The 26,751-nt window shown below is 71.7% G+C and carries 22 protein-coding genes; 10 read left to right on the top strand and 12 right to left on the bottom strand.

Going from position 1 to position 26,751, the window contains the following annotated elements:
• Positions 1-9: 9 nt before the first annotated feature.
• The 3 genes from AB0G28_RS22305 to AB0G28_RS22295 form a co-directional block, all read right to left on the bottom strand.
• Complete coding sequence (locus AB0G28_RS22305; protein ID WP_361091873.1) at positions 10-531, bottom strand: hypothetical protein; 522 nt, start codon at positions 529-531, stop codon at positions 10-12.
• A gap of 130 nt (positions 532-661) precedes the next feature.
• Positions 662-2,440 carry a murein biosynthesis integral membrane protein MurJ gene (murJ, locus tag AB0G28_RS22300; RefSeq protein ID WP_361091871.1) on the bottom strand — a complete coding sequence of 593 codons (1,779 nt, stop codon included), beginning with the start codon at positions 2,438-2,440 and terminating at the stop codon, positions 662-664.
• 89 nt (positions 2,441-2,529) lie between these two features.
• Complete coding sequence (locus AB0G28_RS22295; protein WP_361091868.1) at positions 2,530-2,787, bottom strand: hypothetical protein; 258 nt, start codon at positions 2,785-2,787, stop codon at positions 2,530-2,532.
• Between the two features lie 179 nt (positions 2,788-2,966).
• On the opposite strand from AB0G28_RS22295, the gene AB0G28_RS22290 reads away from it, so the two are divergent.
• Genes AB0G28_RS22290 through AB0G28_RS22280 form a run of 3 tightly spaced genes read left to right on the top strand, consistent with a single transcriptional unit; the run spans position 2,967 to position 6,113 of the window.
• A complete protein-coding gene (locus AB0G28_RS22290; protein WP_361091865.1) occupies positions 2,967-4,316 on the top strand; it encodes an alpha/beta fold hydrolase in 1,350 nt (449 codons plus the stop codon).
• Between the two features lie 49 nt (positions 4,317-4,365).
• Positions 4,366-5,466, top strand: a complete 1,101-nt coding sequence (locus tag AB0G28_RS22285; RefSeq protein ID WP_361091862.1) for a sensor histidine kinase — start codon at positions 4,366-4,368, stop codon at positions 5,464-5,466.
• Entirely contained in the window at positions 5,463-6,113 is a 651-nt protein-coding gene (locus AB0G28_RS22280; RefSeq protein WP_361091859.1) for a response regulator transcription factor, read from the top strand. The genes AB0G28_RS22285 and AB0G28_RS22280 overlap by 4 nt, the downstream gene beginning before the upstream one ends.
• A 1-nt stretch (position 6,114) precedes the next feature.
• On the opposite strand, the gene AB0G28_RS22275 is transcribed toward AB0G28_RS22280, so the two are convergent.
• The 7 genes from AB0G28_RS22275 to AB0G28_RS22245 are packed head-to-tail and all read right to left on the bottom strand — an operon-like array spanning position 6,115 to position 15,100.
• The gene (locus tag AB0G28_RS22275) at positions 6,115-6,714 is read right to left on the bottom strand and encodes a TetR/AcrR family transcriptional regulator (protein ID WP_361091856.1); all 600 of its coding nucleotides are present in this window, start codon (positions 6,712-6,714) and stop codon (positions 6,115-6,117) included.
• A 10-nt stretch (positions 6,715-6,724) separates the two neighbouring features.
• Entirely contained in the window at positions 6,725-7,891 is a 1,167-nt protein-coding gene (locus tag AB0G28_RS22270; RefSeq protein ID WP_361091853.1) for an acyl-CoA dehydrogenase, read from the bottom strand.
• Positions 7,888-9,837: a biotin carboxylase N-terminal domain-containing protein gene (locus AB0G28_RS22265; RefSeq protein ID WP_361091850.1), complete on the bottom strand. Its 1,950-nt coding sequence runs from the start codon at positions 9,835-9,837 to the stop codon at positions 7,888-7,890. The genes AB0G28_RS22270 and AB0G28_RS22265 overlap by 4 nt, the downstream gene beginning before the upstream one ends.
• Before the next feature lie 7 nt (positions 9,838-9,844).
• A complete protein-coding gene (locus AB0G28_RS22260; RefSeq protein WP_361091847.1) occupies positions 9,845-11,443 on the bottom strand; it encodes a carboxyl transferase domain-containing protein in 1,599 nt (532 codons plus the stop codon).
• The gene (locus AB0G28_RS22255; RefSeq protein WP_361091844.1) at positions 11,440-12,588 is read right to left on the bottom strand and encodes an acyl-CoA dehydrogenase family protein; all 1,149 of its coding nucleotides are present in this window, start codon (positions 12,586-12,588) and stop codon (positions 11,440-11,442) included. The genes AB0G28_RS22260 and AB0G28_RS22255 overlap by 4 nt, the downstream gene beginning before the upstream one ends.
• On the bottom strand, positions 12,585-14,279 hold the full coding sequence (locus AB0G28_RS22250) for an acyclic terpene utilization AtuA family protein (protein WP_361091841.1): 1,695 nt from the start codon (positions 14,277-14,279) through the stop codon (positions 12,585-12,587). The genes AB0G28_RS22255 and AB0G28_RS22250 overlap by 4 nt, the downstream gene beginning before the upstream one ends.
• A complete protein-coding gene (locus AB0G28_RS22245) occupies positions 14,276-15,100 on the bottom strand; it encodes a TIGR03084 family metal-binding protein (protein ID WP_361091838.1) in 825 nt (274 codons plus the stop codon). The genes AB0G28_RS22250 and AB0G28_RS22245 overlap by 4 nt, the downstream gene beginning before the upstream one ends.
• 125 nt (positions 15,101-15,225) lie before the next feature.
• Here AB0G28_RS22245 and AB0G28_RS22240 point away from each other — a divergent pair, with 125 nt between their 5' ends.
• The 4 genes from AB0G28_RS22240 (at position 15,226) to AB0G28_RS22225 (ending at position 20,838) form a co-directional block, all read left to right on the top strand.
• Positions 15,226-16,065, top strand: coding sequence for an enoyl-CoA hydratase-related protein (locus AB0G28_RS22240; RefSeq protein ID WP_361091835.1), 840 nt, complete (start codon positions 15,226-15,228; stop codon positions 16,063-16,065).
• A complete protein-coding gene (locus AB0G28_RS22235; protein ID WP_361091832.1) occupies positions 16,062-16,652 on the top strand; it encodes an acetoacetate decarboxylase family protein in 591 nt (196 codons plus the stop codon). Before AB0G28_RS22240 ends, AB0G28_RS22235 begins: the two co-directional genes overlap by 4 nt.
• A gap of 207 nt (positions 16,653-16,859) precedes the next feature.
• Positions 16,860-19,748: a ribonucleoside-diphosphate reductase subunit alpha gene (locus AB0G28_RS22230; protein WP_361091829.1), complete on the top strand. Its 2,889-nt coding sequence runs from the start codon at positions 16,860-16,862 to the stop codon at positions 19,746-19,748.
• Entirely contained in the window at positions 19,651-20,838 is a 1,188-nt protein-coding gene (locus AB0G28_RS22225) for a ribonucleotide-diphosphate reductase subunit beta (RefSeq protein WP_361092074.1), read from the top strand. The genes AB0G28_RS22230 and AB0G28_RS22225 overlap by 98 nt, the downstream gene beginning before the upstream one ends.
• A gap of 51 nt (positions 20,839-20,889) precedes the next feature.
• Here AB0G28_RS22225 and AB0G28_RS22220 read toward each other — a convergent pair whose 3' ends face one another.
• A complete protein-coding gene (locus AB0G28_RS22220; RefSeq protein WP_361091826.1) occupies positions 20,890-21,345 on the bottom strand; it encodes an NUDIX hydrolase in 456 nt (151 codons plus the stop codon).
• Between the two features lie 10 nt (positions 21,346-21,355).
• Positions 21,356-21,760, bottom strand: coding sequence for a pyridoxamine 5'-phosphate oxidase family protein (locus AB0G28_RS22215; RefSeq protein WP_361091823.1), 405 nt, complete (start codon positions 21,758-21,760; stop codon positions 21,356-21,358).
• An 82-nt stretch (positions 21,761-21,842) separates the two neighbouring features.
• On the opposite strand from AB0G28_RS22215, the gene AB0G28_RS22210 reads away from it, so the two are divergent.
• The 3 genes from AB0G28_RS22210 to AB0G28_RS22200 all read left to right on the top strand — a co-directional run bounded on the left by AB0G28_RS22210 (position 21,843) and on the right by AB0G28_RS22200 (position 26,335).
• Positions 21,843-22,811, top strand: a complete 969-nt coding sequence (locus tag AB0G28_RS22210) for an AraC family transcriptional regulator (protein ID WP_361091820.1) — start codon at positions 21,843-21,845, stop codon at positions 22,809-22,811.
• 17 nt (positions 22,812-22,828) lie between these two features.
• A complete protein-coding gene (locus tag AB0G28_RS22205) occupies positions 22,829-24,289 on the top strand; it encodes a cytochrome P450 (protein ID WP_361091817.1) in 1,461 nt (486 codons plus the stop codon).
• Positions 24,290-24,526: 237 nt separating this feature from the next.
• Positions 24,527-26,335 (top strand): EAL domain-containing protein, encoded by a 1,809-nt coding sequence (locus AB0G28_RS22200; protein ID WP_361092071.1) that lies wholly within the window; start codon positions 24,527-24,529, stop codon positions 26,333-26,335.
• Positions 26,336-26,751 lie beyond the last annotated feature (416 nt).

Raw genomic sequence — 26,751 nt, 5'->3', positions numbered from 1 at the left:
CTTCGCGGGTCAGCGCACCGGCTGGCCGTTGGCGTACCCGGGACAGCCGTACGGGGAGCACCCGTAATAGCCGGGATAGCCGTAGTAGGGCGGATAAGACGGGTAGGACGGCGTGCTCTTCGGCGTCGTGCTCGGCGGGGGCGGCAGCTCCACCGTCACCGTGGGCGTCGGGGTCGGGGTCTTGCGCGCGTGCATCACCACCGGGGACGGCGTGGTCGTCTCGGTGGGCGCCGGCGCGGCGACCGCCGTCGACGACACGACGGCCGTGGCCGGTTGCAGCTGCGGGAACTGCGTCGACCCGGGCACCGGGTCCGGCCGCGTCGCCAGGATCACCACCAGCCCGCCCAGCACCACGATCACCGCCGACGCCAGGGCGAACCGGACCGCCGTCCCGCGCGACTCGGGCTCGGGCCCGCGGCGGGCCGCCGCCTCGGCCGAGCGCGAGCCGGGTTTGCGCGGCCGCGCCCCCGCCTCCCGCAGCAGTTCGTCGACCGTGACCCGGTCCCGCCGGCTACGCGCTTTGCGCGCCATGAACGACCTCCACCACCCCAGTGCTGATCCGGGTGGATATTAGGAAGCCGGGCCGGAATTGTAAACGCGCTGATCGCAGCGCTCTCGTTATCGTTCCGAGACAACCGGATCGCGTTCCCGGCCGTAGCCGTCAACGAGCCGCGAACCGCCGTCGCAGGCCGGCCACCCGGCGGGTCACCGGCGTGAACTCCGGGAGCTTCAGCACCGCCAGCAACCCGAACGGCACGGCCATCCCGAGCAGCCCCTGGACCGGCAGTTTCACCCAGGCGGCGGGGATCGTGCCGAGCGACGCGGGCACGGCGTAGCCGGCGAGCACGGCGGCCACCACGCCGAGCCCGCTCACCGACAGGGTGATCAGGCCGACCCGCAGCGACCGCTTGCTGCGCAGGTGCCCCAGCCGGACCCACAGCCAGACCTGGCCGAGGACGGCGCCGACCACGAACCCGGCGCCGTTCACGAGCATCACGCCGTAGACGATGTGCTCGCCGTCGAGCAGGCCGCGGCAGAGCAGCAGCAGCGGGATCTTCACGGCCGTCATGACGACCATGATCAGCGTGGGCGTGCGGGCGTCCTTCATCGCGTAGAACACCCGCAGCTGCAACATGACCAGCGCGAACGGCAGCAGCCCGACGGCGGAGACGGCGAGGGTCTGGCCGAGCCGCTCGGCGTCGTCCAGGGTGCCGCGGCCCCAGGTGAAGATCGCGATGCCGACGGGGGTGCCGACGACGGCCAGCACGGCCGAGATGGGCACGAACAGCACCGTCGACATGCGGGACGCGAGCGAGAGGTCGCCGACCAGCGACACGGTGTCGCCGTCCGCGGCCGCGCGACTCATCCGGGGCAGCAGCGCGGTCAGCAGGGAGACGCCGAGGATGCCGTACGGCAGCTGGAAGAGCAGGGACGCGTAGCTGTAGGCCGTGACGCCGCCGCTGGTGCCGCCGGTCAGCACGCGGGTGGTGATGACGAACCCGACGTGGCTGACCACGACGTAGCCGAGGATCCACGCGGCGAGCCCGCCGAACTCCTTGATCCGCGGGTCGAAGCCCCAGCGCCAGCGGAACCGGAACCCGGTGCGCAGCAACGCCGGGATGAGCACGAGCGCCTGCGCGACGATCCCGAGCGTGGTGCCGAGGCCGAGCACGAGCAGTTTCGGGTCGCTCATCCGGACCGGGTCGAGGGTCAGCTCCCCCGGCACGACGGCGAACACGACGAGCGTGCCGGTGACGACGACGTTGTTGAGCACCGGCGCCCAAGCCGGCGGGCCGAAGACGTTCTGGGCGTTGAGGATCGCCGAGAGCAGCGCGAACAGGCCGTAGAAGAGGATCTGCGGCAGCAGCAGGTAGGCCAGCGCGGTGGTCAGCCCGGGGTTGGCCGTCGGAGACGATTTGTCGACGTAGAGCGCGGTGAACACCGGGGCGATCGCCACCGCGACGACCGTGCCGACGACGAGCAGGACGAGTCCCATCGAGATGAGCCGCTGCGTGTAGGCGCGGCCGCCGTCCGGGTCGTCCTGGGAGCGGACCAGCAGCGGCACGACCACGCTGGCGAGGACGCCCCCGAAGAGCAGCTCGAACACGATGTTGGGCAGGGTGTTCGCGACGGTGAAGGAGTCGTTGACGACCCGCGTCCCGACCACGGCGGCCAGCAGCAGCTTCGCCACGAACCCGGTGACCCGGCTGACGGCCGAGGCGACGGCCATCCGGCCGCTGGAGCGGGCGAGCGAAGAACCGGCGCCCTCGCCGCGTCCGGCGCTGACGGGCGAAGCGGGCGGCCGGGCGGCGATCTGGGTGGCGAACTCGTCGTAGGGCCGCCGGGAGACGTCGAGGTCGCGGGTCGGCCAGTGCTGACCGCGCAGCTCGCTGGGGAGGAAGACCGTCGCCTCGTCGTCCACCGGTGGGTGCTCCGCCATGGCGACAAGACTGCCAGCTCAGCGGCCCGCGCGGGACCGCTTTCGTGCTCGAACGAGCGAGCGACGGCCGCGACGCTCCGTGAGATCCGTCAGGCGGCGGCGCTGACGGCGAGGGCGGCCCGGCCGGCCTCGGTCAGCTCGGCGGGCACGCGCCCAGCGGCGCTGTCGACGGCGGGCCGCAGGTAGCCGCCGCGGGCCAGCGCGTGCGCGGTCATCTGATCGCAGCAGGCGAATCCGTCGATGAAGAGGTCGGGCTCGCAGCTGCACGACATCTGCGCGCGCCCCTCGGCCACCGCCCTCAGCATCGCCATCGCACGGTGGGTGAGCTCGACTCCTGAACCGGACACCGGACTGCCTTCCTCTGCAAAACCACTACTGATAGTCATTCGCCCGTTGGGCCGATTGTGTTACTTACGGCACTATGACGTTTCGGACCCGGTGGGGGTTCCGTGTGACCGGCCCGGCGGGCGGAATGTCTGCCGCAAGGCAGACGCGCCGGGCGGGGCGGGCTGGTCGAATCGGGCCCATGAACGCATCGATCAAGCGGGTGGTGGTCGCGACCGCCGCGGCGGGGCTGCTCGCCGGCGGGGCCGGGGCCGCCGGCGCGGGCGAGGTCCTGGCGTGGCGGGACTGCTACGACGGGCTGTCGTGCACGGAGATCCGGGTCCCGGCCGACTGGGGCCGCCCGGACGGCACCACCCTCGCCGTGCCGCTGCTCAAGATCCCGGCACGGGACCGCAAGCTCGGCACCCTCCTGGTGAACCCCGGCGGACCGGCGCGGTCGATCCCGAACTTCGCGGTGCCGGGCTTCCGCGAGCAGTTCGCGGACCTCGCCGCGCGGTTCGACGTCGTGGTGTTCGACCCGCGCGGCCTCGACGTCACCTGCCCGTCGCCCGCCCCCGAGCCGCTTCCGGTCCCACTGACCGAGACCGCCCATGCCGCCTACGCCGCCGCCAACGAGAAGTTCGCGGCGGACTGCGCGGCCGCCATGGGTGCCGTCCGCGGTCACCTCGGTGCCGGTCAGGTCGCGCACGACATGGACGCGATCCGGAGCCGGCTCGGCGAGCCGCGGCTGAACTACTTCGGCAGCTCGTACGGCACGGTGTACGGACAGGCCTACGCCGCGCTGTTCGGCTCCCGCGTCGGGCGGATGTACCTCGACAGCGCGCTCGACCACACCCGGCCGGATGCGGTGGCGTGGGCCCGGGCGGGTGCGGTGACCGCGGAACGCGACCTCTTCCGCATGGCGCGCTGGTGCGCGGCGGACGCCGGCTGTGCACTGCACGGCCGCGACGTGATCACGGTGTGGGACCGGCTGCTGACGACCCCGGAAGCGGCGCTGGTCACCCGCTGGGCCGCGGCCCGGATCGGCGACGACCGCGGCTGGCCCGCGCTCGCCACCGGTCTGGCCCGGGCCGACGCCGGCGACACGTCGGCGATGGTGCCCCGGCCCGGTCCGCCCGACACCCGCCTCGCGCGGACGGCGTTCTGCGCGGACTTTCCCGCCCCGGACGGGTTTCCGGGCCTGAAGCGAGTGGAGGACGAGCTGCGGGCGGCCGCACCCCGGCTGGGGTGGGCGGTGCAGCCGTGGCGGGTGTCCGGTCACTGCTCCGGCCTGCCGCGGATCGGGCTGAACCCGCCGTCCGCGCTGCCGCCGATGCCGCGCGTGCTGGTCGCGAACGGCGACGACGACCCGCTGACGCCGGCGGAGCACGGCCGCCGGGTCGCGGCGCAGCTCCACGGGACGTATCTCGCGGCAGCGGGGAACCACGCGCTCTACCTGCGGGGCAACGCCTGCGTGCGCGACCACGTGCACCGCTGGCTGTGGGCCGGGGAGCTCCCCGCACCGGGAACGCGTTGCGGAACCCCGGGCTGACCGGGCGAACGCACCGGACCGGCGACGATCGGACGTGTACAACGTGGACATGACTGCCGACCCTCCCCGCGGACCGGAACCGTGGCGGGCGCTGACCCGGCTCGGTGGCACCGTGACCGGCGACGTGCTGGTCACCGGCGCGGCCGCGGCCGTCGTGCTCGTCCTCGGGCTGGGCGAGCGAGCCCCCGCCGACCCGCTCGCCGCGGCCGTGGCGGCGGTCGCGGTCGCCGTGCCGCTGCTGCCGCGCCGCCGGTTTCCGCTGACCGCGGCGGTGGCCTGCGCCGCCGTCGTGACCGGGGTCGCCGTGCCGGACTGGCCGGGGCGGCTGGTGGCGATGGCCGCGTTCGGGTCGGCCGCCTACCACCGGCCGCGGCCGGTGGTCCTGGCCTGCTCGGTGGGCTGGCTGCTCCTGCTGGCCGTCGTCGGCGTCCGCCCGGCCGGGGCCGCCACCTACACCGACCTGGTGCTGCTCGGCGTCGCGCCGGTCGCGGCCGGCTGGGCCCTGCGGCTGCAACGGGACCGCGCCGACCACGCCGCGCGCCTCTACCGGGAAGAGACCCGGCGCGTCGTCGCCGAGGAGCACGCCCGCGTCGCCCGCGAGGTGCACGACGCCGTCGGCCACCACCTCACGCTGATCCGGTTGCAGGCCGGGGCGGTCCGCCACGTCACCCGCGAGCTCCCGCCGGCGACCGACCGCGCGCTGGCCACGATCGCCGAGGCTTCGGCCGCCGCGCTGGCGGAGGTGCGCGCCGTGCTGACCACCTTGCCGGGGCACGGGACCTCACTGTCCGATTTGGACACCTTGGTGGCGCGCACGACCGGCCCGGTCCGCACCGTCACGCTCACCCGGACCGGTTCGCCGGACCCCGTGCCGCCGCTGGCCGACCACGCCGGCTACCGGCTGGTCCAGGAGGCGCTCACCAACGCCCTGCGCCATTCCGACGCGACCCGCGTGGACCTGCGCGTCGACCACCGGCCGGACGCCGTCGTGCTCACCGTGGCGGACAACGGTTCCACCACCCCGGACGGCCCGGCCGAGGGCACCGGCCTGCGCGGGATGCGGGAGCGGGTCCGGCTGCTCGGCGGCACCCTGCGGATCGAACCCCACCACCCGACCGGCTGGCGGGTCGAAGCCCGGCTTCCGCGATGATCCGCACGCTGGTCGCGGACGACCAGGAGCCGGTCCGGTGGGCCCTGCGCCTGGTCCTCGACGCCGAAGAGGACATCGAGGTGGTCGGCGAAGCCGCCGACGGGGCCGAAGCCGTCGAGAAGGCGCGGTGGTGCGGCGTGGACGTCGTGGTCCTCGACCTGCGGATGCCGCGCCTGGACGGGATCGCCGCCATCCGCCGGATCGCCGAATCGGCCAACCCGGCGCCGGCAGTCGTCGCGCTGACCACGTTCGACGTCGACGAGTACCTGTTCGGCGCGCTCCAGGCGGGCGCGGCGGGCTTCGTGCTCAAGGACAGCGAACCGGCGCTGCTGGTCGACGCCGTCCGGGCCGCCGCGAAGGGCCAGGGCCTGCTCGACCCGCAGGTCACCCGCCGCACGATCCGCCGGTTCGCCGAACTCGCGCCCCGGCCCGCGCCGTCCGGTCCGGACCGGCTCACCCCGCGGGAGCGCGAGGTGCTGCAGCACGTGGCCCGGGGCATGAGCAACGCCGAGATCGCCGCCGCCCTCACCGTCGGCGAAGGCACGGTGAAGACCCACGTGGCGCGGGTGCTGGCCAAGCTGGGCCTGCGCACCCGGGTGCACCTGGTCATCCACGCCTACGAGCACGGGCTCCTCGAGGAGCCCTGATTCACCCCGCCAGCCGCAGCTCCAGCGTCCGCGCCCACTCGCGCACGATCTGCCGCCGCCTCCGGGTGTCGTCCGTCAAGAGGTTCGCCAGGCCCAAGCCGCGGGCCAGGTCCAGCGTGGCCTGGACCAGCTCGCGGACCCCCGGCCGGGACTCGTCGACGCCCAGCAGTTCGACCGTCACCCGGTGCGCCTCCCGGCCGACCCTGGCCTCCAGGGGCACCAGCACGTCGCGCAGGGCGTCGTCCGTCGCCGCGACCGCCCACAGCTGCAGGGCCGCCCGGAACAGCGGGCCCGTGTACAGGTTCAGCACCATCTCGACGACGCGCTCGATGCGGGACGCGCCGCTCGGGAGGTCGGCCGCCTGGGCGCGCAGCTCGTCGATCTGGGCCTCGCCGAGCAGGTCGACCGCCGCCACCACCAGGTCCTCCCGGGCCGGGAAGTGGTGCTGGGCGGCGCCGCGGGAGACGCCGGCGCGCTCGGCGATGCCGGCCACCGTCACGCCGTGCCAGCCGCGCTCGCCGAAGCTGTCGAGCGCGGCCTCGATCAGCCGCCGCCGGGTGGTGCGGCTGCGCTCCTGCTGGGGTTCGCGGACGCCGGTCAAGCAGACACTCCTAATAGGACTTGGGCAGGCCGAGGCTGTGCTGGCCGACGAAGTTGAGCACCATCTCGCGGCTGACCGGGGCGATCCGGCCCAGGCGCACCGCCGTCACCAGGGTGCCGAGGCCGTATTCGGTGGCCAGGCCGTTGCCGCCGTGGGTCTGCACGGCCTGGTCGGTGGCGCGGATCGCCACCTCGGCGGCCGCGTACTTCGCCATGTTGGCCGACTCCCCCGCGCCGAAGTCGTCGCCGGAGTCGTAGAGCGACGCCGCCTTCTGCGTCATCAGCTTCGCCAGCTCCAGCTCGATCTTGATCTCCGCCAGGGGGTGGGCGAGACCCTGGTGCGTGCTGATCGGGGCACCCCAGACCTGCCGCTCGTTGGCGTAGCCGACGGCCTTGGCCAGTGCGTACCGGGCGATGCCGAGCGAGAACGACGCGCCCATGATGCGTTCCGGGTTCAGGCCGGCGAACAGCTGCGCGATCGCCGCGTCCTCCTCGCCGACCAGCGCCTCGGCCGGGAGCTTGACGTCGTCGAGGAACAGCGAGAACTGGTTCTCCGGCGCGATGATGTCCATCGGGATCTTCGTGTACTCGAAGCCCGGGGTGCCGGTCGGCAGGATGAACAGCGCGGGCTTGAGCTTGCCGGTCTTCGCGTCCTCGGTGCGGCCGACGACGAGCACGGCGTCGGCCTCGTCCACCCCGGAAATGTAGACCTTCCGTCCATTGAGGACCCAGCCGCCGCTGTCCCGCCGCGCGGTCGTGGTGATCTTGTGCGAGTTCGAGCCGGCATCCGGTTCGGTGATCGCGAAGACCATCCGCTTGGTGCCGTCGGCGATGCCGGGCAGCCACTGCTTCTTCTGCTCGTCGGTGCCGAAGCGCGAGATCACCGTGCCGCAGATCGCCGGTGAGACGACCATGAGCAGCAACGGCGAGCCCGCGGCCGCCAGTTCCTCGAGGACGGCGGCGAGGTCGGCGATGCCCGCGCCGCCGCCGCCGTACTCCTCGGGGATGTTGACGCCGAGGTAGCCGAGGCGGCCGGCCTCGTCCCACAGTTCGTGCGTCTTCTCGTCCGCGCGGGCCTTGCGGGCGTAGTACTCGTGCCCGTACTTGGCGCCGAGGTCGGCGACGGCCTTGCGAAGCGCGATCCGCTCCTCCGGCTCGATGAAGTTCATGGCGTTCATGCGTTGTCTCCCACCACCGCGAGGATCGTGCCCACTTCGACCTGCTGTCCCACTGTCACCGGCAGTTCCGCGACCACGCCGTCGGCGGGCGCGGCGATCCGGTGTTCCATCTTCATCGCTTCGAGCCACAGCAGCGGGTCGCCTGCCTGCACCGGGTCCCCGGCCCGGACGGCGAGCCGGACGACCGTGCCGGGCATCGGCGCGACCAGCGACCCGGCGGCCAGGGCCGCGTCCGGGTCGGCGAACCGCGGCTGCGCCTTCAGCGCCACCGAGCCGAGCGGCGAGTCCACATAGGACACGTCAGCGTGCCGGGCGACTTCGAAGGTGCGTCGCACCCCGCCCACCTCGAGCACCACCCGCCCCGGTTCCGCGGTGACCAGCCCGGCCTCGAAGCCCGCGGCCCTGAGCCCGCCGCGGGTCAGCGAGTAGACGACCTCGTATTCGCGGTCGGCCGCGGTGAAGACCTTGCGCTGCCCGGCCGAGCGGACGTTGCGCCAGCCGCTGGGCAACCTGCCCTGCGTGGTGGCCCGCGCCCGGTTTCCCGCGGCGTCCGCCAAAGCCGCCGCGAGCGCGGAGAGGCGTTCGGTGTCCGGCGTGGCCAGCGGTGCGGCGAGGGTGTCGAGGCCGTGGCGGTCGAAGAACGCCGTGTCGGTCTCCCCGGCCAGGAACGCCTCGTGGCGCAGGATGTGCACCAGGAGATCGCGGTTCGTGACGACACCGTGGATCTTCGCGCCGGCCAGCGCCTTGGCGAGCCGGCGCGCGGCCTCCGCACGGGTCGGCGCCCAGGTGATCACCTTGGCGAGCATCGGGTCGTAGTGGACGCCCACCACCGAACCGCTCTCGAAGCCGGAGTCGAGCCGCAGGCCGGGCCCGTGCGTGAACGAACGGTCCACATCGGGCACTTCGAACGTGTGCAGCGTGCCGCTCTGCGGCTGCCAGCCCGCCGACGGGTCCTCGGCGTAGAGCCGGACTTCGATGGAGTGACCCACCGTGGGCGGCGGGTCGGCCGGGAGCCGCTCGCCCTCGGCGATCCGCAGCTGCAACGCGACCAGGTCGAGGCCGGTGACGTTCTCGGTGACCGGGTGCTCGACCTGCAGCCGGGTGTTCATCTCCAGGAAGTAGAACCGGCCGTCGGGGCCGGCGAGGAACTCGACCGTGCCCGCGCCGACGTAGTCGATCGCCTTGGCGGCCCTGCGCGCGGCCTCGAACAGCTCCTCGCGCATGGCCGCGTCGACGAACGGCGACGGCGCCTCTTCGACGACCTTCTGGTGCCGCCGCTGGATCGAGCATTCCCGCTCGCCCACCGCCCACACCGTGCCGTGGGAGTCGGCGAGCACCTGGACCTCGATGTGCCGCCCGGTCTCCAGGTACCGCTCGCAGAAGACGGTCGGGTCACCGAACGCCGACCCGGCCTCAGCACTGGCGCCTTCCACCGCTTCGGCCAGCTCGTCGAGGGAGCGGACCACGCGCATGCCACGGCCACCCCCACCGGCGGACGCCTTGACCAGCAACGGCAGGTCATCGGAAGTCACCGACGCCGGGTCCAGTTCGAACAGGACGGGCACCCCGGCCGCGGCCATCAGCCGCTTGGACTCCACTTTGGAGCCCATGGTCTCGATGGCCTCCGGCGGCGGCCCGACCCAGGTGAGCCCGGCGTCGAGGACGGCCCGCGCGAAGGCGGCGTTCTCGGACAGGAAGCCGTACCCGGGGTGGACGGCGTCGGCGCCGGTCTCGGCCGCGGCCTTGACCAGCAGATCCGCGCGCAGGTACGTCTCGGAGGGTGCGTTGCCGGGCAGCCGGACGGCCGCGTCGGCTTCGAGGGCGTGCGGGGCGGCGGCATCGGCGTCGGAAAACACCGCCACCGTGCCGATCCCGGCGTCGCGGCAGGTGCGGAAGACACGGCGGGCGATCTCGCCGCGGTTGGCGACCAGCAGGTTCTGGATCACTGCGCCCTCACATCCGGAAGACGCCGAAGCCTTCGGCGCCCTTCACTGGTCCATTGTGGATCGCGGACAGGCTCAGCCCCAGCACGGTCCGGGTGTCGCGCGGGTCGATGATGCCGTCGTCGTAGAGCATGCCGGAGAGGAACATCGGCATCGACTCGGCCTCGATCTGCCCCTCCACCATGGCCCGCATGGCCTTGTCGTGCTCCTCGTTGTACTCCTGGCCGCGGCTCTCGGCCGCCGCACGGGCCACGATGGACAGCACACCGGCCAGCTGCGCCGGACCCATCACCGCGGACTTCGCGCTCGGCCAGGCGAACAGGAACCGCGGATCGTAGGCGCGGCCGCACATGCCGTAGTGGCCGGCGCCGTAGGACGCTCCCATGAGGACGGACAGGTGCGGCACCTTCGAGTTCGACACGGCGTTGATCATCATCGCGCCGTGCTTGATGATGCCGCTCTGCTCGTACTCCTTGCCGACCATGTAGCCGGTCGTGTTGTGCAGGAACACCAGCGGGGTGTGGATCTGGTTGGCCAGCTGGATGAACTGCGCGGCCTTCTGCGACTCCTCGCCGAACAGCACGCCCTGGGCGTTGGCCAGCACGCCGACCGGGTAGCCGTGGATGCTCGCCCAGCCGGTGACCAGCGAAGAGCCGTACAGCGGCTTGAACTCGTCGAAGTCGGAGCCGTCGACGACGCGGGCGATGACCTCGCGCGGGTCGAACGGCACCTTGAGGTCGGTCGGCACGATCCCGAGCAGGTCTTCGGCATCGTACAGGGGCTCGTCGTAGTCCGGCTTCGGCGACGGCCCCTGCTTGGTCCAGTTGAGCCGCTTGACGATGTTCCGGCCCAGACGGATCGCGTCCTGCTCGTCGACGGCCAGGTAGTCGGCCAGGCCCGAGGTCCGGGCGTGCATCTCGGCGCCGCCGAGCGACTCGTCGTCGGACTCCTCGCCGGTGGCCATCTTGACCAGCGGTGGTCCGCCGAGGAACACCTTCGCGCGTTCCTTCACCATCACGACGTAGTCCGACATGCCCGGCAGGTACGCGCCACCGGCGGTGGAGTTGCCGAAGACCAGGGCGATCGTCGGGCAGCCCGCGGCGGACGCCCGCGTGATGTCCCGGAAGATCCGGCCGCCCGGGATGAAGATCTCCTTCTGCGTCGGCAGGTCGGCGCCGCCGGACTCGACGAGGTTGATCGTCGGCAGCCGGTTCTGCGCGGCGATGTCCGCGGCCCGGAAGCTCTTCTTCGTCGTCCAGGGGTTGCTCGCGCCGCCCTTGACCGTCGGGTCGCTGGCCGAGATCAGGCACTCGACGCCTTCGACGACGCCGATGCCGGTCACGACGCTCGCTCCGACGCGGTAGTCGGTACCCCAGGCGGCCAGCGGCGACAGTTCCAGGAACGGCGAGTCCTCGTCGAGCAGCAGCTCGATCCGCTCCCGGGCGAGGAGCTTGCCGCGCTTGCGGTGCCGTTCGACGTACTTCTCGCCGCCGCCGGCGACGGCCTTGGCGTGCTCGGCGTCGATCTCGGCGAGCTTCTCCAGCATCGCCTCGCGGTTCGCGCCGAACTCGGCGGCCCGCGTATCCACTGTGGACCTCAAAGCAGTCACGAGGTGTATCCCAATCGCTTCGCGGCCAGGCCGGTGAGGATCTCGGTGGTGCCGCCGCCGATGCCGAGGATCCGGACGTCGCGGTAGTGCCGTTCCACTTCGGACTCGCGCATGTAGCCGAGCCCGCCGTGCAGCTGGACGGCCTCGTCGACCACCCACTCGGCGGCCTCGACGGCGGTGTTCTTGGCGAAACAGGCTTCGGCGACGACCTCTTCCCCGGAGACGTGCCGGACCGCGACGTGCCGGGTGTAGGTGCGGGCCACGTCGACGCGCCGGGCCATCTCGGTGAGCTTGTGCTGGACGACCTGGCGCGAGATGAGCGGACGGCCGAACGTCTCGCGCAGCCGGCACCAGTCCAGCGTCAGGTCCAGGGCCCGCTGCGCGTGCGCGTAGGCCTGCACGGCGAGCGAGAGCCGTTCGGTGACGAACTGGGTGGCCACCTGCGCGAACCCGCTGTTCTCGGCGCCGACGAGGTTCTCCACCGGCACCCGCACGTCCACGTAGGACAGCTCCGCGGTGTCGGAGCAGAGCCACCCCATCTTCTCGAGCTTGCGGGACACGGTGAAGCCCGGCGTCCCGCGCTCGACGACGAGCAGCGACAGCCCGTGCGCGCCGTCGCCGCCGGTCCGCACGACCGTCGTCACGAAGTCCGCGCGGCAGCCGGAGGTGATGAACGTCTTGGCTCCGTTGACGACGTACTCGTCGCCCTCGCGAACCGCTGTCGTCCGGATGCCCGCGACGTCGGACCCGCCGTCCGGCTCGGTCACGGCCAGCGAGCCGATCTTGTCGCCGTTCAGCGCCGGGCGCACCCAGCGCTCGATCTGCACCGGATCGCCCGCCTCGGCGATGTGCGGGACGGCGATGCCGCAGGTGAACAGCGACGCGAACAGCCCGCCGGAACCACCGGCGTAGTGCAGCTCCTCGGCGACGACCACCGAGTCCAGGTAGTTGCCGTCGCCGCCTCCGACCTCCTCGGGGAACGCCACGCCCAGCAAACCGAGGTCCCCGGCCTTGCGGTGCAGGTCCCGGGGCAGCTCGCCGGCGCGCTCCCAGTCGTCGAGGTGCGGCAGGACCTCCTGCTCGACGAACTTCCGCACGGTCTCGCGCAGCTCGGTCCGTTCGGGCGTCCGGAAGGGGTCGGTCACAGGAGGACCTCCGGGACGTCGATCTCCCGCGACCGCAGCCATTCGCCCAGTGCCTTGGCCTGCGGGTCGAACCGCGCCTGCGACGCGACACCCTCGCCGAGGATGCCTTCGACGACGAAGTTCATCGCCCACAGGTTCGGCAGCAGGTACCGCGTCACCGGGAGGCCGGCGGTTTCGGGCAGGAGCAGCTTGAACTCGGCGACGGTCAGCCGGTGCACGAGCCACCGCCAGGCCGCTTCGGACCGGACCCAGACGCCGAGGTTGGCGTTGCCGCCCTTGTCACCGCTGCGGGCCCCGGCGATCGTGCCCAGGGGCACCCGCCGGACCGGACCGTGGTCCAAGGGCTCGGGCAGCGCGGGCTCATCCACTTCGGACAGGTCCTGAGTGGACAGCGAAGGCGCTATGTCGACACGCATGCCGTCCGGCAGCACCGCCACGTGCGGAACCTGTCCGGCGTCGACGTAGGCCGCGGTGTAGACGCCGTACGGCGAGGCGTCCGACGGCGGCGCGGTGACGTGGAAGCCGGGGTAGCTGGCGAGCGCGAGTTCGACGGCCGCGCCGGTGAACGCACGTCCCGCGATCTGGGGATCGGCGTCCTTGACGGCGACGTGCAGCAGCGCACTGGCGGTCTGCTCGGTGCCGGCGTCCGGGTGGTCGGTGCGGGCGAGCGTCCAGCGGACGTCGGCGGGTGGCCGATCCTTCATGGACGCTTCGAGTTGTTCGCGCACCAGCGCGGCTTTCGCCTCGATGTCGAGTCCGGTGAGGACGAACGTCGTCTCGTTCCGGAACCCGCCCAGGGTGTTGAGGGCGACCTTCAGCGTGGGTGGCGGGGCTTCGCCGCGGACGCCGGAGATGCGGACGCGATCGGGCCCGTCTTGAGTCAGGGAGAGCGTGTCGAACCGGGTCGTCACGTCCGGCCCGGCGTACCGCGCGCCGGTGATCTCGTACAGCAGCTGGGCGGTGACCGTGCCGACGTTGACGACGCCGCCGGTGCCCGGGTGCTTGGTGATGACGCTGGAGCCGTCGGCCTCGATCTCGGCGATCGGGAAGCCCGGCACGCCCAGGGAATGCTCGGTGAAGAAGGCGTAGTTGCCGCCGGTGGCCTGGGCGCCGCACTCGATGACGTGCCCGGCGGCGACCGCGCCGGCCAGGGCGTCGAAGTCGTCGCGAGCCCAGCCGTAGTGCGCGGCGGCCGGGCCGACGATGACGGAAGCGTCCGTGACCCGCCCGGTGACGACGACGTCCGCACCGGCGTTCAGGCACTCGGCGATGCCCCACGCGCCGAGATAGGCGTTGGCGGTCAAGGGTTTCCCGAGGCCCAGCTCCTCGGCGCGCGCCACCAGGTCGTCGCCCTCGACGTGCGCGATCTTGACGTCGAGGCCCAGCCGATGAGCCAGCTCGCGGAGCGCCTCGGCGAGCCCGGCTGGGTTCAACCCGCCCGCGTTGGCGACGATCTTGACGCCTTTTTCCCGCGCCAGCCCGAGGTTCTCCTCCATCTGGCGGAGGAACGTCTTGGCGTAGCCGCGGGTGGGGTCCTTCATCCGGTCGCGGCCGAGGATGAGCATGGTCAGCTCGGCCAGGTAGTCGCCGGTCAGGACGTCGAGGGGCCCGCCGGTGAGCATCTCGCGCACGGCGGAGTACCGGTCGCCGTAGAACCCGGACGCATTGGCGATCCGGTAAGGCTGTGTCACTGCCGGCTCCGCGGGGAAGAGTGCGTCGCCGGGCCGAACTGCCCCGGCTTCCGGCCGTTCCCGGGCGGCCCCGCGAAGGCCTGGGCGATGCCGAGCCACTCCTCGACGTCGGCGCCGTGCGCGACGAGGCCGGTGTCCGCCGGGTGCCGCCGCTGGGTGACGACGAGGCAGAAGTCGAGTGCGCTGCCGGTCAGCTTCTGCGAGGCGTTCTCGGAGCCGAACGCCCAGGTGGCGCCGTCGGGCGCGGTCAGTTCGACGCGGAACTCCTCGGCCGGCGGAGCCAGCGAGTGGACCTTGTAGGCGAATTCGCGGGTGCGGACGCCGAAGCGGGCGATGTGCCACAGCCGCGTGGTGGGCTCGCGCGTCAGGCCGAGGGTGTCGAAGATGTCCTGGCCGTGGGCCCAGGTCTCCATCATCCGCGCGGTGGCCATCGAGGCGGCGCTCATCGGCGGGCCGTACCAGGGCAGTTTCCGCCCGTCGGGCACCGCGGCGAGCGCTTCGGCCAGCTGTTCGCGGCCCGCCCGCCAGTCTTCGAGGATTTCCCGCGGCGGCCGCTGCGCCCCGGCGGCGGCACCGTCGTCGACGTAGGTCTCCCCCGCCTTGAGCAGCTCCTCGACCTCGGCCTGCCAGTTTTCCGGGTGTGCCGCGGCGATCAGCGCCTTGCGGTCGGTCCAGGCCAGGTGCGCGATCTGGTGCGCGATGGTCCACCCCTCGGCGGGTGTCGCGCGCGCCCAGTCCGCCGCGGGCAGGTCCGCCACCACGTCGTCGATCGTCCGTGTCTCCGCGTCGAGATCCCCGAGGATCACGCCGAGGTCCGCCATCCGCCGCCTCCTTGCGTCCTGGCTCCCAGCGTCGCACCGGGTGGCGGAAAAATCAAGCACGCCTGATTGTTTCTGGCCGCTATTGACATCTTGCCAGTAGCGGCGGCCTGCAATAGCTTCGTCGCATGGCCGACTACGCCGAGATCACCTACGTCCTCGCGGACCGCGTCGCCACGGTCACGCTGAACCGTCCCGAGGCGCGCAACGGCTACACGATCCGGATGGCCGACGAGCTGGGCGCCGCGATGGACCGCGCCGACCGTGACGAGGACGTCCGCGTAGTCGTGCTGACCGGCGCCGGCAAGGACTTCTGCGTCGGCGCCGACCTGGCCCAAGGCGGCTTCGACTTCGATCCCGAAGAGGGGCCCGGCGAAAAATGGCAGGAACCCGCCGGCCGGTGCTCGAAGCGGATCTTCACCATGAACAAGCCGGTGATCGCGGCCCTGCACGGCGCGGCCGTCGGCGGCGGCGTCACCATCACGCTTCCCTGCGACTACCGGCTCGCCTCGGAAGACTCGCGCTTCGGCTTCGTCTTCACCCGCCGCGGCCTCTACCCCGAAGGCGCGTCGGCCTGGTTCCTCCCCCGGCTCGTCGGAATGGGCACCGCCCTGGACTGGATGATCAGCGGCCGCGTGTTCGAAGCGACCGAGGCCCTCGAGAAAGGCCTGGTGCACAAGGTGTTCCCGGCCGGGACCGTGCTCGACGAGGCCTACGAGCTCGCGCGCGAAATCGTCGAAGCCACCGCGCCGGTGTCGGTCGCGGTGACCCGCCAGTTGCTGTACCGGATGGCGAGCGCGGAGTCGCCGTTCCCCGTACACGAGCTGGACTCGCGCCTGATCGGCGGCCTGGGCGCGAGCCCGGACGCCGTCGAAGGGGTCATGTCGTTCCTGCAGAAGCGGCCGCCCGCGTTCGGCATGCGCGTCGGGAAGGACCTGCCCGCCTACCTGCCCTGGCTGGAGAAATGACCCGCTACCCGCCGCAGCCCTGGAACCTGGTCGCCGACGCCCACGTCTCGATCTGGCGGGTCCCCGCGCGCGACGTCCACCCGGACGCCCTCTCCGTCGCCGGGCACACCACCGTGTTCACCGCCTGGATCGCCTACCGCGAGCCCGGGCAGCTCAGCTACCACGAGCTGCTCGCCGCCGTCCCGGTGCGTGGGAAGCGCACCACGTGCACGATCACGCAGATCTGGGTCGACTCCGAAGTCTCCCTCGCGGGCGGCCGTGAGCTGTGGGCCATCCCGAAGGACCTCGCCGACCTGAAGTTCACCGACCGCACCTTCACCGCGGCGACCGGCGATGACTGGATCGCCACCGCCGCCTTCACGCCCAGGCCGGGCTCGCGGCTTTCGCTCCCCGCCCGGTTCGACGTCCGCCAGGACCGCGACGGCACCTCGGTCCGGACGCCTGTGCGCGCGAGGATCAGCCCCCGGCTCGCCGCGGCGGACTGGACCGTCAACGCCGCCGGTCCGCTCGGCTATCTTGCCCGGCGGCGCCCGTTCGTGAGCCTCGCCCTGCCCGGCGCGGAGCTGGAGTTCGGCACCTCTGGGTGATCACGTAATCCCGTCAGGGTGAACTCGTGACACGCCATCTGGGGTCCCGTGCGAGCACCGACCCCTACATGTAGTCTCTGGGAACCGGCAGCCCCCAGCGACGGGGAGACCGCTGCGGAGGGTGGCCGGGCAGCTTTGGAGAAACCCCTGCGCACGGCCTTGTGAGGCCGTGTGGCGATCGAACGCGCCCAAAATTTGGAGACACGCATGTCAGTCGAAACCGGTCAGCGGCCCTCCGCCGCCGACGTACCCACCGCGATCCGGGTCATCCGGCGGGACGGCAGCGTGTCGCCGTTCGACGCCGGCAAGATCTCGGTCGCGCTGACGAAGGCGTTCCTCGCGGTCGAGGGCGGCGACGCCGCCGCGTCCTCCCGCGTGCACCACGTCGTCGCCGAGCTGACCCAGCAGGTGGAGGCGTCCCTGCTGCGGCACGCCGGCCCCGAGACCGCCCTGCACATCGAGCAGATCCAGGACCTGGTCGAGCTGGCGCTGATGCGCGGCGAGCACCACAAGGTCGCCCGCGCCTACGTCCTTTACCGCGAGGAGCGCGCGAAGGCCCGCGAGGTCGCGAAGCCGGTCGCTGCCGAGGTCGCGCTGAACGTCAAGGGCACCGACGGCGTCCTGCGCCCGCTCGACTGGGCCCGCGTTTCCCACGTGGTGAGCGAAGCCGTCGCCGGGCTCGAAGACGTGAGCGCCGAGCCGGTGCTGGCCGAGGCCAAGCGCAACCTCTACGACGGCATCAGCGCCGACGAGCTGGCCCTGGCCCAGATCATGGCCGCCCGCGTGCTCGTCGAGCAGGAGCCGAACTACTCCTACGTCTCCGCCCGGCTGCTGCTGGACAAGCTGCGCGGCGAGGCGCTGAGCTACCTCGCCGGCACCCCGCGCCAGGCCAGCCAGGACGAGATGGCCGCCGAGTACCCCGCGTACTTCCGCGCCTACCTGCGCCGCGCGATCGAGCTGGAGCTGGTCGACGGCGAGCTGCAGCGCTTCGACCTCGACAAGATCACCGCGGCGATCCGCCCGGAGCGCGACCTCGACTTCGGCTTCCTCGGTCTGCAGACGCTCTACGACCGGTACTTCCAGCACCACGACGGCACGCGCTTCGAGCTGCCGCAGGCGTTCTTCATGCGCGTCGCCATGGGCCTCGCGATCCGCGAGGACGACCGGGAAGCCCGCGCGATCGAGTTCTACGAGCTGCTGTCGAGCTTCCACTTCATGGCGTCCACGCCGACGCTGTTCAACTCGGGCACCACGCGCCCGCAGCTGTCGTCCTGCTTCCTGACCACGGTGGACGACGACCTGGACTCGATCTTCCAGGCCTACAAGAACAACGCGCTGCTGGCGAAGTACTCGGGCGGCCTCGGCAACGACTGGACCCCGGTCCGCGGCCTCGGCGCGCACATCAAGGGCACCAACGGCCAGTCGCAGGGCGTCGTCCCGTTCCTCAAGATCGCCAACGACACCGCCGTCGCGGTCAACCAGGGTGGCAAGCGCAAGGGCGCGGCCTGCGCGTACCTCGAGACCTGGCACGTCGACATCGAGGAGTTCCTCGACCTGCGCAAGAACACCGGTGACGACCGGCGCCGCACCCACGACATGAACACCGCGAACTGGGTGCCGGACGAGTTCCTCCGCCGCGTCGAGGCCGACGCGCAGTGGACGCTGTTCTCGCCGAACGAGACCCCGGACCTGCACGACCTGTACGGCAACGACTTCTCGCAGCGCTACCGCGAGTACGAGGCCGCCGCCGACCGCGGCGAGATCAAGGTGTTCCGGCGCGTCCGCGCGGTCGACCTGTGGCGCCGCATGCTGACCATGCTGTTCGAGACCGGCCACCCGTGGATCACCTTCAAGGACCCGTGCAACCTGCGCTCGCCGCAGCAGCACGTCGGCGTCGTGCACTCGTCCAACCTGTGCACCGAGATCACGCTGAACACCAACAGCGAAGAGGTCGCGGTCTGCAACCTCGGCTCGGTGAACCTGCTCAAGCACGTCACGCCGGCCGGTTTGGACACCGAGCGGCTCGAGAAGACCGTGCGCACCGCCGTCCGCATGCTGGACAACGTGATCGACATCAACTTCTACACGATCCCGGAGGCGCGCCGCTCCAACCTGCGCCACCGCCCGGTCGGGCTGGGGCTGATGGGCTTCCAGGACGCGCTGTTCGAGCTGGGCCTGCCGCTGTCGTCGGAGGCCGCGGTGCAGTTCGCCGACACGAGCATGGAGCACATCTCCTACTACGCGATCTCGGCGTCGACCGACCTCGCCGAGGAGCGCGGCCAGTACCAGTCGTTCGAGGGATCGCTGTGGAGCAAGGGCATCCTGCCGATCGACTCGATGCAGCTGCTCATCGACGCGCGCCAGGGTGACAACCTCGACGTCGACCTGTCGACCACTTTGGACTGGGCGCCGCTGCGCGAGCGCGTCAAGACCGTCGGCATGCGCAACTCCAACGTGATGGCGATCGCGCCGACCGCGACGATCTCCAACATCTGCGGTGTCGGCCAGTCGATCGAGCCGCTGTTCCAGAACCTGTACGTCAAGTCGAACATGTCCGGCGACTTCACCGTGGTGAACCCGCACCTGGTCCGTTCGCTCAAGGCGCGCGGGCTGTGGGACGAGGTCATGGTCAGCGACCTCAAGTACTTCGACGGCAGCCTCGGCCAGATCGACCGCGTCCCGGACGACCTGAAGGCGCTGTACGCGACGGCGTTCGAGATCGAGTCGAAGTGGCTGGTGGACGCGGGTTCGCGGCGCCAGAAGTGGATCGACCAGGCGCAGTCGCTGAACCTGTACATCGCGGCGCCGAGCGGCCGGAAGCTGGACCAGCTCTACCGCTACGCGTGGCACAAGGGCCTCAAGACCACGTACTACCTGCGGGCGCAGTCCGCGACGCACGTGGAGAAGAGCACCCTGCGCGGCACCGACGGCAAGCTGAACGCCGTCTCGGCCACCCCGGCTCCGGCTCCCGCCGCGGCTCCGGCTCCCGCGCCGACGCCTGCTCCTTCGCCCGCCCCGGCCCCGGACGTCGACTTCGTGGCCACCGAAGGCGCCGCCTGCCGCATCGACGACCCCGACTGCGAAGCCTGCCAGTAAAGGAACCCCTGCACAGATGACCAACGTGGAGACGACGGACGCGACCGGCCTCGGGGAGATCGAGGTCGGCGCCGCCCGGATCAACGTCGACGACAAGCGCATGATCAACGCGCGCGCCGACGTCAACCAGCTGCTGCCCATGAAGTACAAGTGGGCGTGGGAGAAGTACCTGGCCGGCTGCAACAACCACTGGATGCCGACCGAGGTCGCCATGCAGGCGGACATCGCGCTGTGGAAGTCGCCGGACGGCCTCACCGAGGACGAGCGGCAGATGCTCAAGCGCAACCTGGGCTTCTTCGCGACCGCGGAGTCCTTGGTGGCCAACAACATCGTGCTCGCGGTGTACCGGCAGATCACCAACCCCGAGTGCCGCCAGTACCTGCTGCGCCAGGCGTTCGAGGAGGCCGTGCACACGCACACGTTCCAGTACATCTGCGAAAGCCTCGGTCTGGTCGAGGGCGAGCTGTTCAACATGTACCGCGAGGTTCCGTCCATTTCGGACAAGGACGCGTGGGCGCTGAAGTACACGCAGAACCTGGAGAACCCGGACTTCGAGACCGGGACGCCGGAGGCCGACCAGGCGTTCCTGCGTGATCTCGTCGCGTTCTACGTGATCTTCGAAGGCATGTGGTTCTACACGGGCTTCGCGCAGATCCTGTCGCTGGGCCGCCGGAACAAGATGGTCGGCATCGCCGAGCAGTACCAGTACATCCTGCGTGACGAGTCGATCCACCTGAACTTCGGCATCGACTGCATCAACCAGATCAAGATCGAGAACCCGCACCTGTGGACTCCCGAGTTCCAGGAAGAGGTGCGCGGAATGCTGAAGGAGGCGTGCGAGCTGGAGGTCGCGTACGCCCGCGACACGATGCCGCGCGGCATGCTCGGCCTGTCGGCCCAGCTGTGCGAGCAGTACATGCACTTCATCACCGACCGCCGCGCGCAGCAGATCGGCCTCCAGCCGATCTTCGGCGAGACCGAGAACCCGTTCCCGTGGATGTCCGAGGCGATGGACCTGAAGAAGGAGAAGAACTTCTTCGAGACCCGCGTGATCGAGTACCAGTCGGGCGGCGCCCTCGACTGGGACTGAGGTTCCGGTGTCCGTGACGGCCCCGCCCCGGTTCGCCGGGGCGGGGCCGTTTCACGTCCGGGTCCGCGCGGCGATCTCCGCGTCGAGCGGGCTCATGCCGGTTTCGACGGGCTCGCGAGGCGACCACCACCGGAAGCCGAGCCCTTCCTCGCTCAAGGTGAGCCGGGGCGCGGTGGCAAGCTCGGCCCGGTAGACGGCGAGGAGTTCCCGGCGCCCGCGATCGACCAGGTCGAACTCGGCCACAGCGGCGAAAGTCAGCGCCACGCCGTGGATACCGGTCTCCTCGGCCAGTTCGCGGGCCGCGGTCTCGCGCGCGGATTCCCCCGGTTCCCGCATCCCGCCGGGCAGTTCCCACTGCCGGCGCCGCTTGTCGAACATCAGCAGGACGGCGCCGGCGTGGACGACCACGACCACGGCGGCGGGCACCGGTGGCAGGTCGGTCTCGGCGACGCCGCGCACGGCGAGCAGCACGTTGCCCGCCCGGTCACACAGCGGAAGCTCGGCCATCCCCCCATTCTCAATAGGCGTAGCGGCGCACGGTTTCCGGGTGGATCACCAGCCGCACCTGGTCCGTCTTCAGGATCGCCTCGAGGTCGGCCGCGCGGGCCGGATCGCCGAGGTCCCAGTACCGCGCCGCCAGCCGGGCAGCCAGCTCATGCGCACCGTCGGGTTCGATCGAAACCCGGCCCGCCACCGATACCCAGCGCTCCCGCTCCCCCACCGGAGCCGCGACGACGATCGACGCTCGCGGGTCGCGGCGCACGCGCCGTACCTTGGGCGCGCCCGGTTCCGAGAACAGCTGGATCGTGCCGTCGCCTGCCGCCTCGAACCACACCGGGCGGGGTTGGCCGCCGGCGACGGTCAAAAACCCGTGCAGGGGGCGGCGGAGGAACTCGAGATCGTCGGAAGTCAATGCGGTCATGCCCCCGATTGAACCGGCCGGGCACGGACGATCCCATGGGTAAAACGCCGGGATCCCTGTCCATTCGTCTAACCTCGGCACCGTGGACGACCTCTTCCGCGGCGTGCGGGCCCACGGCTCGCTGTTCGGCAGCTCGGCCCTGTCCCCGCCCTTTTCCCTCCACTTCGTCGACGGCGCGCCGCTGACGCTGTGCACCGCGCTCTCCGGCGGCGGCTGGATCGTCCCCGAACACGGCGAACCCGAGCCGCTGCGTGCCTACGACACCGTCGTCGTGCGCGGGCCGGGGACCTTCACCTTCGTCGACGAGATCGGCACCGACGCCGAACCCATCGCGTGCGGCGAATTCTGCGCGGCACCCGAAGAAGGCGGGACGCGGTACCGGCGCGGCTGGCGCGACGACGGCGACGGCCCGACCACCCTGATCGTGGGCGCCTACCCGGCCGGCGGGGAGGTCAGCCGTCCGCTGCTGGACGCCCTGCCCGCCGTGCTGCGCGTCGACGGCGGGGGCACCGGGGACGCCGTCCTGGACCACCTCGCCGCGGAGGTCGCCGCCGACACGCCCGGGCAGCAGGTGGTCCTCGACCGGCTGCTGGACTGGATGCTCGTCTGCACCCTGCGCGAGTGGTTCGACCGCCCCGGCGGCGAACCCCCGGCCTGGTGGACCGCCCAGCGCGACCCGGTGGCCGGTCCCGCGCTACGCCTGCTGCACGACGAACCCGCGGCGCCCTGGACCGTCGCGGCGCTGGCCGTCCGCGTCGGCGTGTCGCGCTCGACGCTGGCCAAGCGGTTCGCCGAGCTGGTCGGCGAACCGCCGCTGACCTACCTCACCCGCCGCCGCATGGCGCTCGCGGCGGACCTGCTGGCCGGGCGGCCGTCCGCCACCGTCTCGGAAGTGGCCCGCCACGTCGGGTACGCCGACGCCTTCGGGTTCAGCGCGGCCTTCAAACGGGTCCGGGGCGTCACGCCGAGCGAGTTCCGGCGCAGACCACCCGAAAAGACGGCCGGCGAGGTGTTGTCACGACGTCAACAAGGGTGCATCGTGGAGGGGTAGCCGTTCTCGACGGGGAGATGGTCATTTTGCCGGGCACCGTGAGCCGAGCCGCCGAAGCACTGCGCGAGCGCGTGCCGCCGCTGACCGCGCTCCCCCTGCCACACCGGGTCGACGAGCGCTGGCTGCGGTCGCGCTGGCCCGTCAAGGAGCTCGCGACGCCGCCCGCGGGCAGCGGCCTCAAGCCCGTCCTCGGCGACGAGGGACCGCCGCTGGTCGGGCACATGCTCGAAATGATGCGGTTCGGCCCGGCGTTCGGCCTGCGCCGCCACGAGCTCTACGGCCCGGTGTCGTGGACCGGCGGGTTCGGTCGCCGGATCGTCGCGCTGTCCGGCCCCGAAGCCACGCAGATCGCGCTCGTCAACAAGGACAAGGCGTTCTCCCAGGAAGGCTGGAAGTTCTTCATCGAGAAGTTCTTCGAGCGCGGCCTGATGCTGATGGACTTCGGCGAGCACCACCTGCACCGCCGGATCATGCAGGAGGCCTTCACGCGCCCGCGGCTGGCCGGCTACGTCGGCGAGATGGGCCCCGCGCTGCGCGAAGGCGTCGCCGCGTGGAAGGACAGCGAGCGGCCCCGGCTCTACTGGGCCCTCAAGCAGCTGACGCTCGACGTCGCGACGCGCGTGTTCATGGGCATGCCCAGCGGCGACGACGCGGCCCGGATCAACCGCGCGTTCGTCAGCTGCGTGCGCGCCGGCACCGCCTTCGTGCGCTTCCCGGTGCCGGGTGGGCGCTGGTCGGCCGGGCTGCACGGCCGGAAGGTCCTCGAGCGCTACTTCGGCGAAAACCTGCCCGCCAAACGGCGTTCGGGCTCCGGCGACCTGTTCTCGGCGCTCTGCCAGGCCACCACCGAGGATGGCGACCGGTTCTCCGACACCGACGTCGTCAACCACATGATCTTCCTGATGATGGCCGCGCACGACACGACGACCATCACCAGCAGCGCCATCGCGTACTACCTGGCCAAGTACCCGGAGTGGCAGGAGCGCGCCCGCGAGGAGTCCCTGGCCCTCGGCGACGACGTCCTCGACATCGACGCCGTCGAAAAGCTCGAAACGCTCGACCTCGTGATGAAGGAAGCGCTGCGGCTGGTGGCGCCGGTGCCGTCGCTGACCCGCCAGACCGTCAAGGACACCGAGGTGCTCGGCCACTACATCCCGGCGGGCACCCTGGTCGGCGTCTCGCCCACCGTCAACCACTTCGCGCCCGAGTGCTGGACGAATCCCTTCGCCTTCGACCCGGAACGGTTCGCCGAGCCCCGCCGCGAGGACAAGTCGCACCGGATGGCGTGGATGCCCTTCGGCGGCGGCGCGCACAAGTGCATCGGGCTGCACTTCGGGAGTCTCGAGGTGAAGTTGCTTTTGCACGAAATGCTGCGGGCGTACCGCTGGTCGGTTCCGGAGAGTTACACCGCGCGCTGGGACTACGTCTCCCTGCCGGTGCCGATGGACGGTCTTCCGGTCCGCCTGACCCCGCGCTGACCCCGGCACTGTCCACCACGGCATACAGTCGGTGACAAGATGTCACCACTTGTGGAGATTCGTTCACTCGTTCAGCCGGTAGACACCCCGTTACGCGCATGATGGCGTGGCATCGGTCGCGGGCGAGGGGTGCTTAGTGTGGCTTCATGATCCCCGACACCGTGTCCGACCTGGCCTGACCTGTGCATGAAGAGGTGGAGTGTGCCTGAGCCCGGTGCCGCGCCAGGACTGCTGGACGTGGCGCGCCGGTGGGCGGCGACGTTGGCCGACACCAAAGGAGTAACACTTCCCCCGGAGGAGCTCGAACCGCTCCTGCTGGAGGTCGCGCACGACGCGGTCGGCTCGAGGCACGACGGCGCGCTGCTGCGGTTCACCGCGCTGTACGCCGCGTCGCCGATGGGGATCGCGCTGGCGGACCCGGACGGCGGCATCGTCGAGGCCAACCTGGCGCTGGGGCAGCTGCTCGGCTGTTCCCCGGAGCGGTTGCGGGGCAAGCACATCACCGACCTCGGCTCGACCGACCACGACGTCTCGCGGCTCAAGGCGGGCCTGGAGCAGGTGCGGTCGGGGCGCGAGCGCTACCAGGAACGGATGCTGCTCGACCACGCCGAAGACGGGCAGCTCTGGACCGACGTCACCCTCGCCCGGCTGCCGGGCGACCGGCCGGGGTCGGTCTACCCCGTGCTGATGGTCTCCGACGCGAACGAGCTGCACCTGCTGCAGGAACGGCTGCTGCACCAGAACGTGCACGACCCGCTGACCGGGCTGCCGAACGCGTCGTCGTTCACGACCAAGCTCGAAGCCGCGCTCGGCGCCGGCGCGCGCGACGACATCGCGCTGATCTACCTCGACGTCGACGGCTTCAAGGTGATCAACGACGGCCTCGGCGCCGGCGTCGGCGACCAGGTACTGCGCGGGGTCGCGAACAAGCTGTCGGCGGTGTTCACCGGCCACCACGACGGGTTCGTCGCCCGGCTGTCCGGCGACGGCTTCGCGGTGCTGCTGCGGGGCGAGCTGGCGGCCACCGAGGTCGTCGGGCTGGTCGAACGCGCGCTGGAGGACCTCAACGAGCCGATCTACCTGGGTGGGCACGGCATCGGCGTCAGCGCGAGCGCGGGCATCGTCGTCCGGGCGGCCGTCGAGGGCGGCGCGGCGGAACTGCTGCGGGCGGCGGAGATCGCGCTGCACCGGGCCAAGGAGGCCGGCAAGGCGCAGTGGATGCTGTTCGACCCGGAGCTGGACGCGCGCGACCGCGGCCGCTACCAGCTGGGCGCGGTGATCGCCGGCGCGCTGGAGAACGGGGAGTTCTCGCTCGTCTACCAGCCCACGGTGAAGCTGGCCCGCCCGGAAGAGCTCGCCGCGGTCAACGCCGGGCTGCGGTGGAACCACCCGGAGAAGGGCGAGCTCGGCGCCGAGGAGTTCTACCCGCTGGCGCAGACGACGGGCATGACAGTGCCGCTGGGCCGCTGGCTGCTGGCCGAATCGCTGGCGGCGACGGCCCGCTGGCGGTCGCGCCTGGGCGACGCCGCCCCGGACGTCTGCGTCCGCCTGCCGGCGCGGCTGGCCATCGACCCGGACCTGGTGCTGCTGGTGAAGGAGCAGCTGGACAAGCACGAGCTGCCGGCGAAGGCGCTGCGGCTGTGCGCCGACCGCGACACCCTGCTGGACCCGCGGGGCGAGGTGCTGGACTCCCTGGCGGTACTGGCCGACCTCGGGGCGCAGCTGGTGCTGACGATCTCGGGTTCGGCGGACCTGGAGCTGATCCCCCAGCACCACCTCCCGGTCCGGCACGTGATCCTCTCGGGCCCGGTGGTCGACGCCCTCGACGCGGAAGCCCCGACCGACGCGGCGATCCGCCACCTGACACAGCTGATCACGAGGGCCCACGAGCTGCACCTGCGCGTGGGAGCGGAGGGAGTCCGCACGCACGAGCAGGCGGCCCGGCTACGCCAGCTGGGCGTGGTGGCGGCCCGCGGCCCGTTCGTGAGCGACTCGGCCACCGGCGACGAAGTCGACGAGCTGATCAACCGCCACCCACGCGGCTGAGGCGGGGCCGAGGTCGGATCAGTCGCGCCTACCGCGGGCCGGCTTGCCCGCTGCCGGCGCCGGGGCGGCCCGGCAGGGCCACTCACGCCCGCGCGGGCAGAGGCCTGTCCCCACAGACCGCCTTACCCGCTCCCGGCCGCCGCGCAGCCCGGCAGGGCCACTCACGCCCGCGCGGGCAGCCTGTCCCCACAGACCGCCTTACCCGCTGCCAGCGGCAGCGCGGCCCGGCAGGGGCGCTCGCGGGCCGCCTTGCCCGCTGCCAGTGGAACCGGCCCGCCCACCGACGGCCCGGTCGGCCCGCCCCGCAGCCCGCATCGGCTCTGCCCGGCTCCCGGCCGCCCGGCTCGGCCCGGCCAGGCCCCAAGCGCCCCAATGTGGCGTTGGGTGCGTCCCACCCCCCCCACGGGGCGGTAGGT

Origin of the sequence: Amycolatopsis sp. NPDC021455, assembly GCF_040640995.1 — a bacterium.
Lineage (GTDB): Bacteria > Actinomycetota > Actinomycetes > Mycobacteriales > Pseudonocardiaceae > Amycolatopsis.
The sequence above is the reverse complement of the archived record's forward strand: the minus strand, read 5'-3'. Positions and strand labels throughout refer to the sequence as shown.

What these genes read in the sequence shown, in the direction of transcription:
- AB0G28_RS22305 (WP_361091873.1), bottom strand. Translation starts at nt 531, where the DNA reads ATGGCGCGCAAAGCGCGTAGCCGGCGGGACCGGGTCACGGTCGACGAA.
- murJ (WP_361091871.1), bottom strand. Translation starts at nt 2,440, where the DNA reads ATGGCGGAGCACCCACCGGTGGACGACGAGGCGACGGTCTTCCTCCCC.
- AB0G28_RS22290 (WP_361091865.1), top strand. Translation starts at nt 2,967, where the DNA reads ATGAACGCATCGATCAAGCGGGTGGTGGTCGCGACCGCCGCGGCGGGG.
- AB0G28_RS22285 (WP_361091862.1), top strand. Translation starts at nt 4,366, where the DNA reads ATGACTGCCGACCCTCCCCGCGGACCGGAACCGTGGCGGGCGCTGACC.
- AB0G28_RS22280 (WP_361091859.1), top strand. Translation starts at nt 5,463, where the DNA reads ATGATCCGCACGCTGGTCGCGGACGACCAGGAGCCGGTCCGGTGGGCC.
- AB0G28_RS22270 (WP_361091853.1), bottom strand. Translation starts at nt 7,891, where the DNA reads ATGAACGCCATGAACTTCATCGAGCCGGAGGAGCGGATCGCGCTTCGC.
- AB0G28_RS22245 (WP_361091838.1), bottom strand. Translation starts at nt 15,100, where the DNA reads ATGGCGGACCTCGGCGTGATCCTCGGGGATCTCGACGCGGAGACACGG.
- AB0G28_RS22240 (WP_361091835.1), top strand. Translation starts at nt 15,226, where the DNA reads ATGGCCGACTACGCCGAGATCACCTACGTCCTCGCGGACCGCGTCGCC.
- AB0G28_RS22235 (WP_361091832.1), top strand. Translation starts at nt 16,062, where the DNA reads ATGACCCGCTACCCGCCGCAGCCCTGGAACCTGGTCGCCGACGCCCAC.
- AB0G28_RS22230 (WP_361091829.1), top strand. Translation starts at nt 16,860, where the DNA reads ATGTCAGTCGAAACCGGTCAGCGGCCCTCCGCCGCCGACGTACCCACC.
- AB0G28_RS22220 (WP_361091826.1), bottom strand. Translation starts at nt 21,345, where the DNA reads ATGGCCGAGCTTCCGCTGTGTGACCGGGCGGGCAACGTGCTGCTCGCC.
- AB0G28_RS22215 (WP_361091823.1), bottom strand. Translation starts at nt 21,760, where the DNA reads ATGACCGCATTGACTTCCGACGATCTCGAGTTCCTCCGCCGCCCCCTG.
- AB0G28_RS22205 (WP_361091817.1), top strand. Translation starts at nt 22,829, where the DNA reads ATGGTCATTTTGCCGGGCACCGTGAGCCGAGCCGCCGAAGCACTGCGC.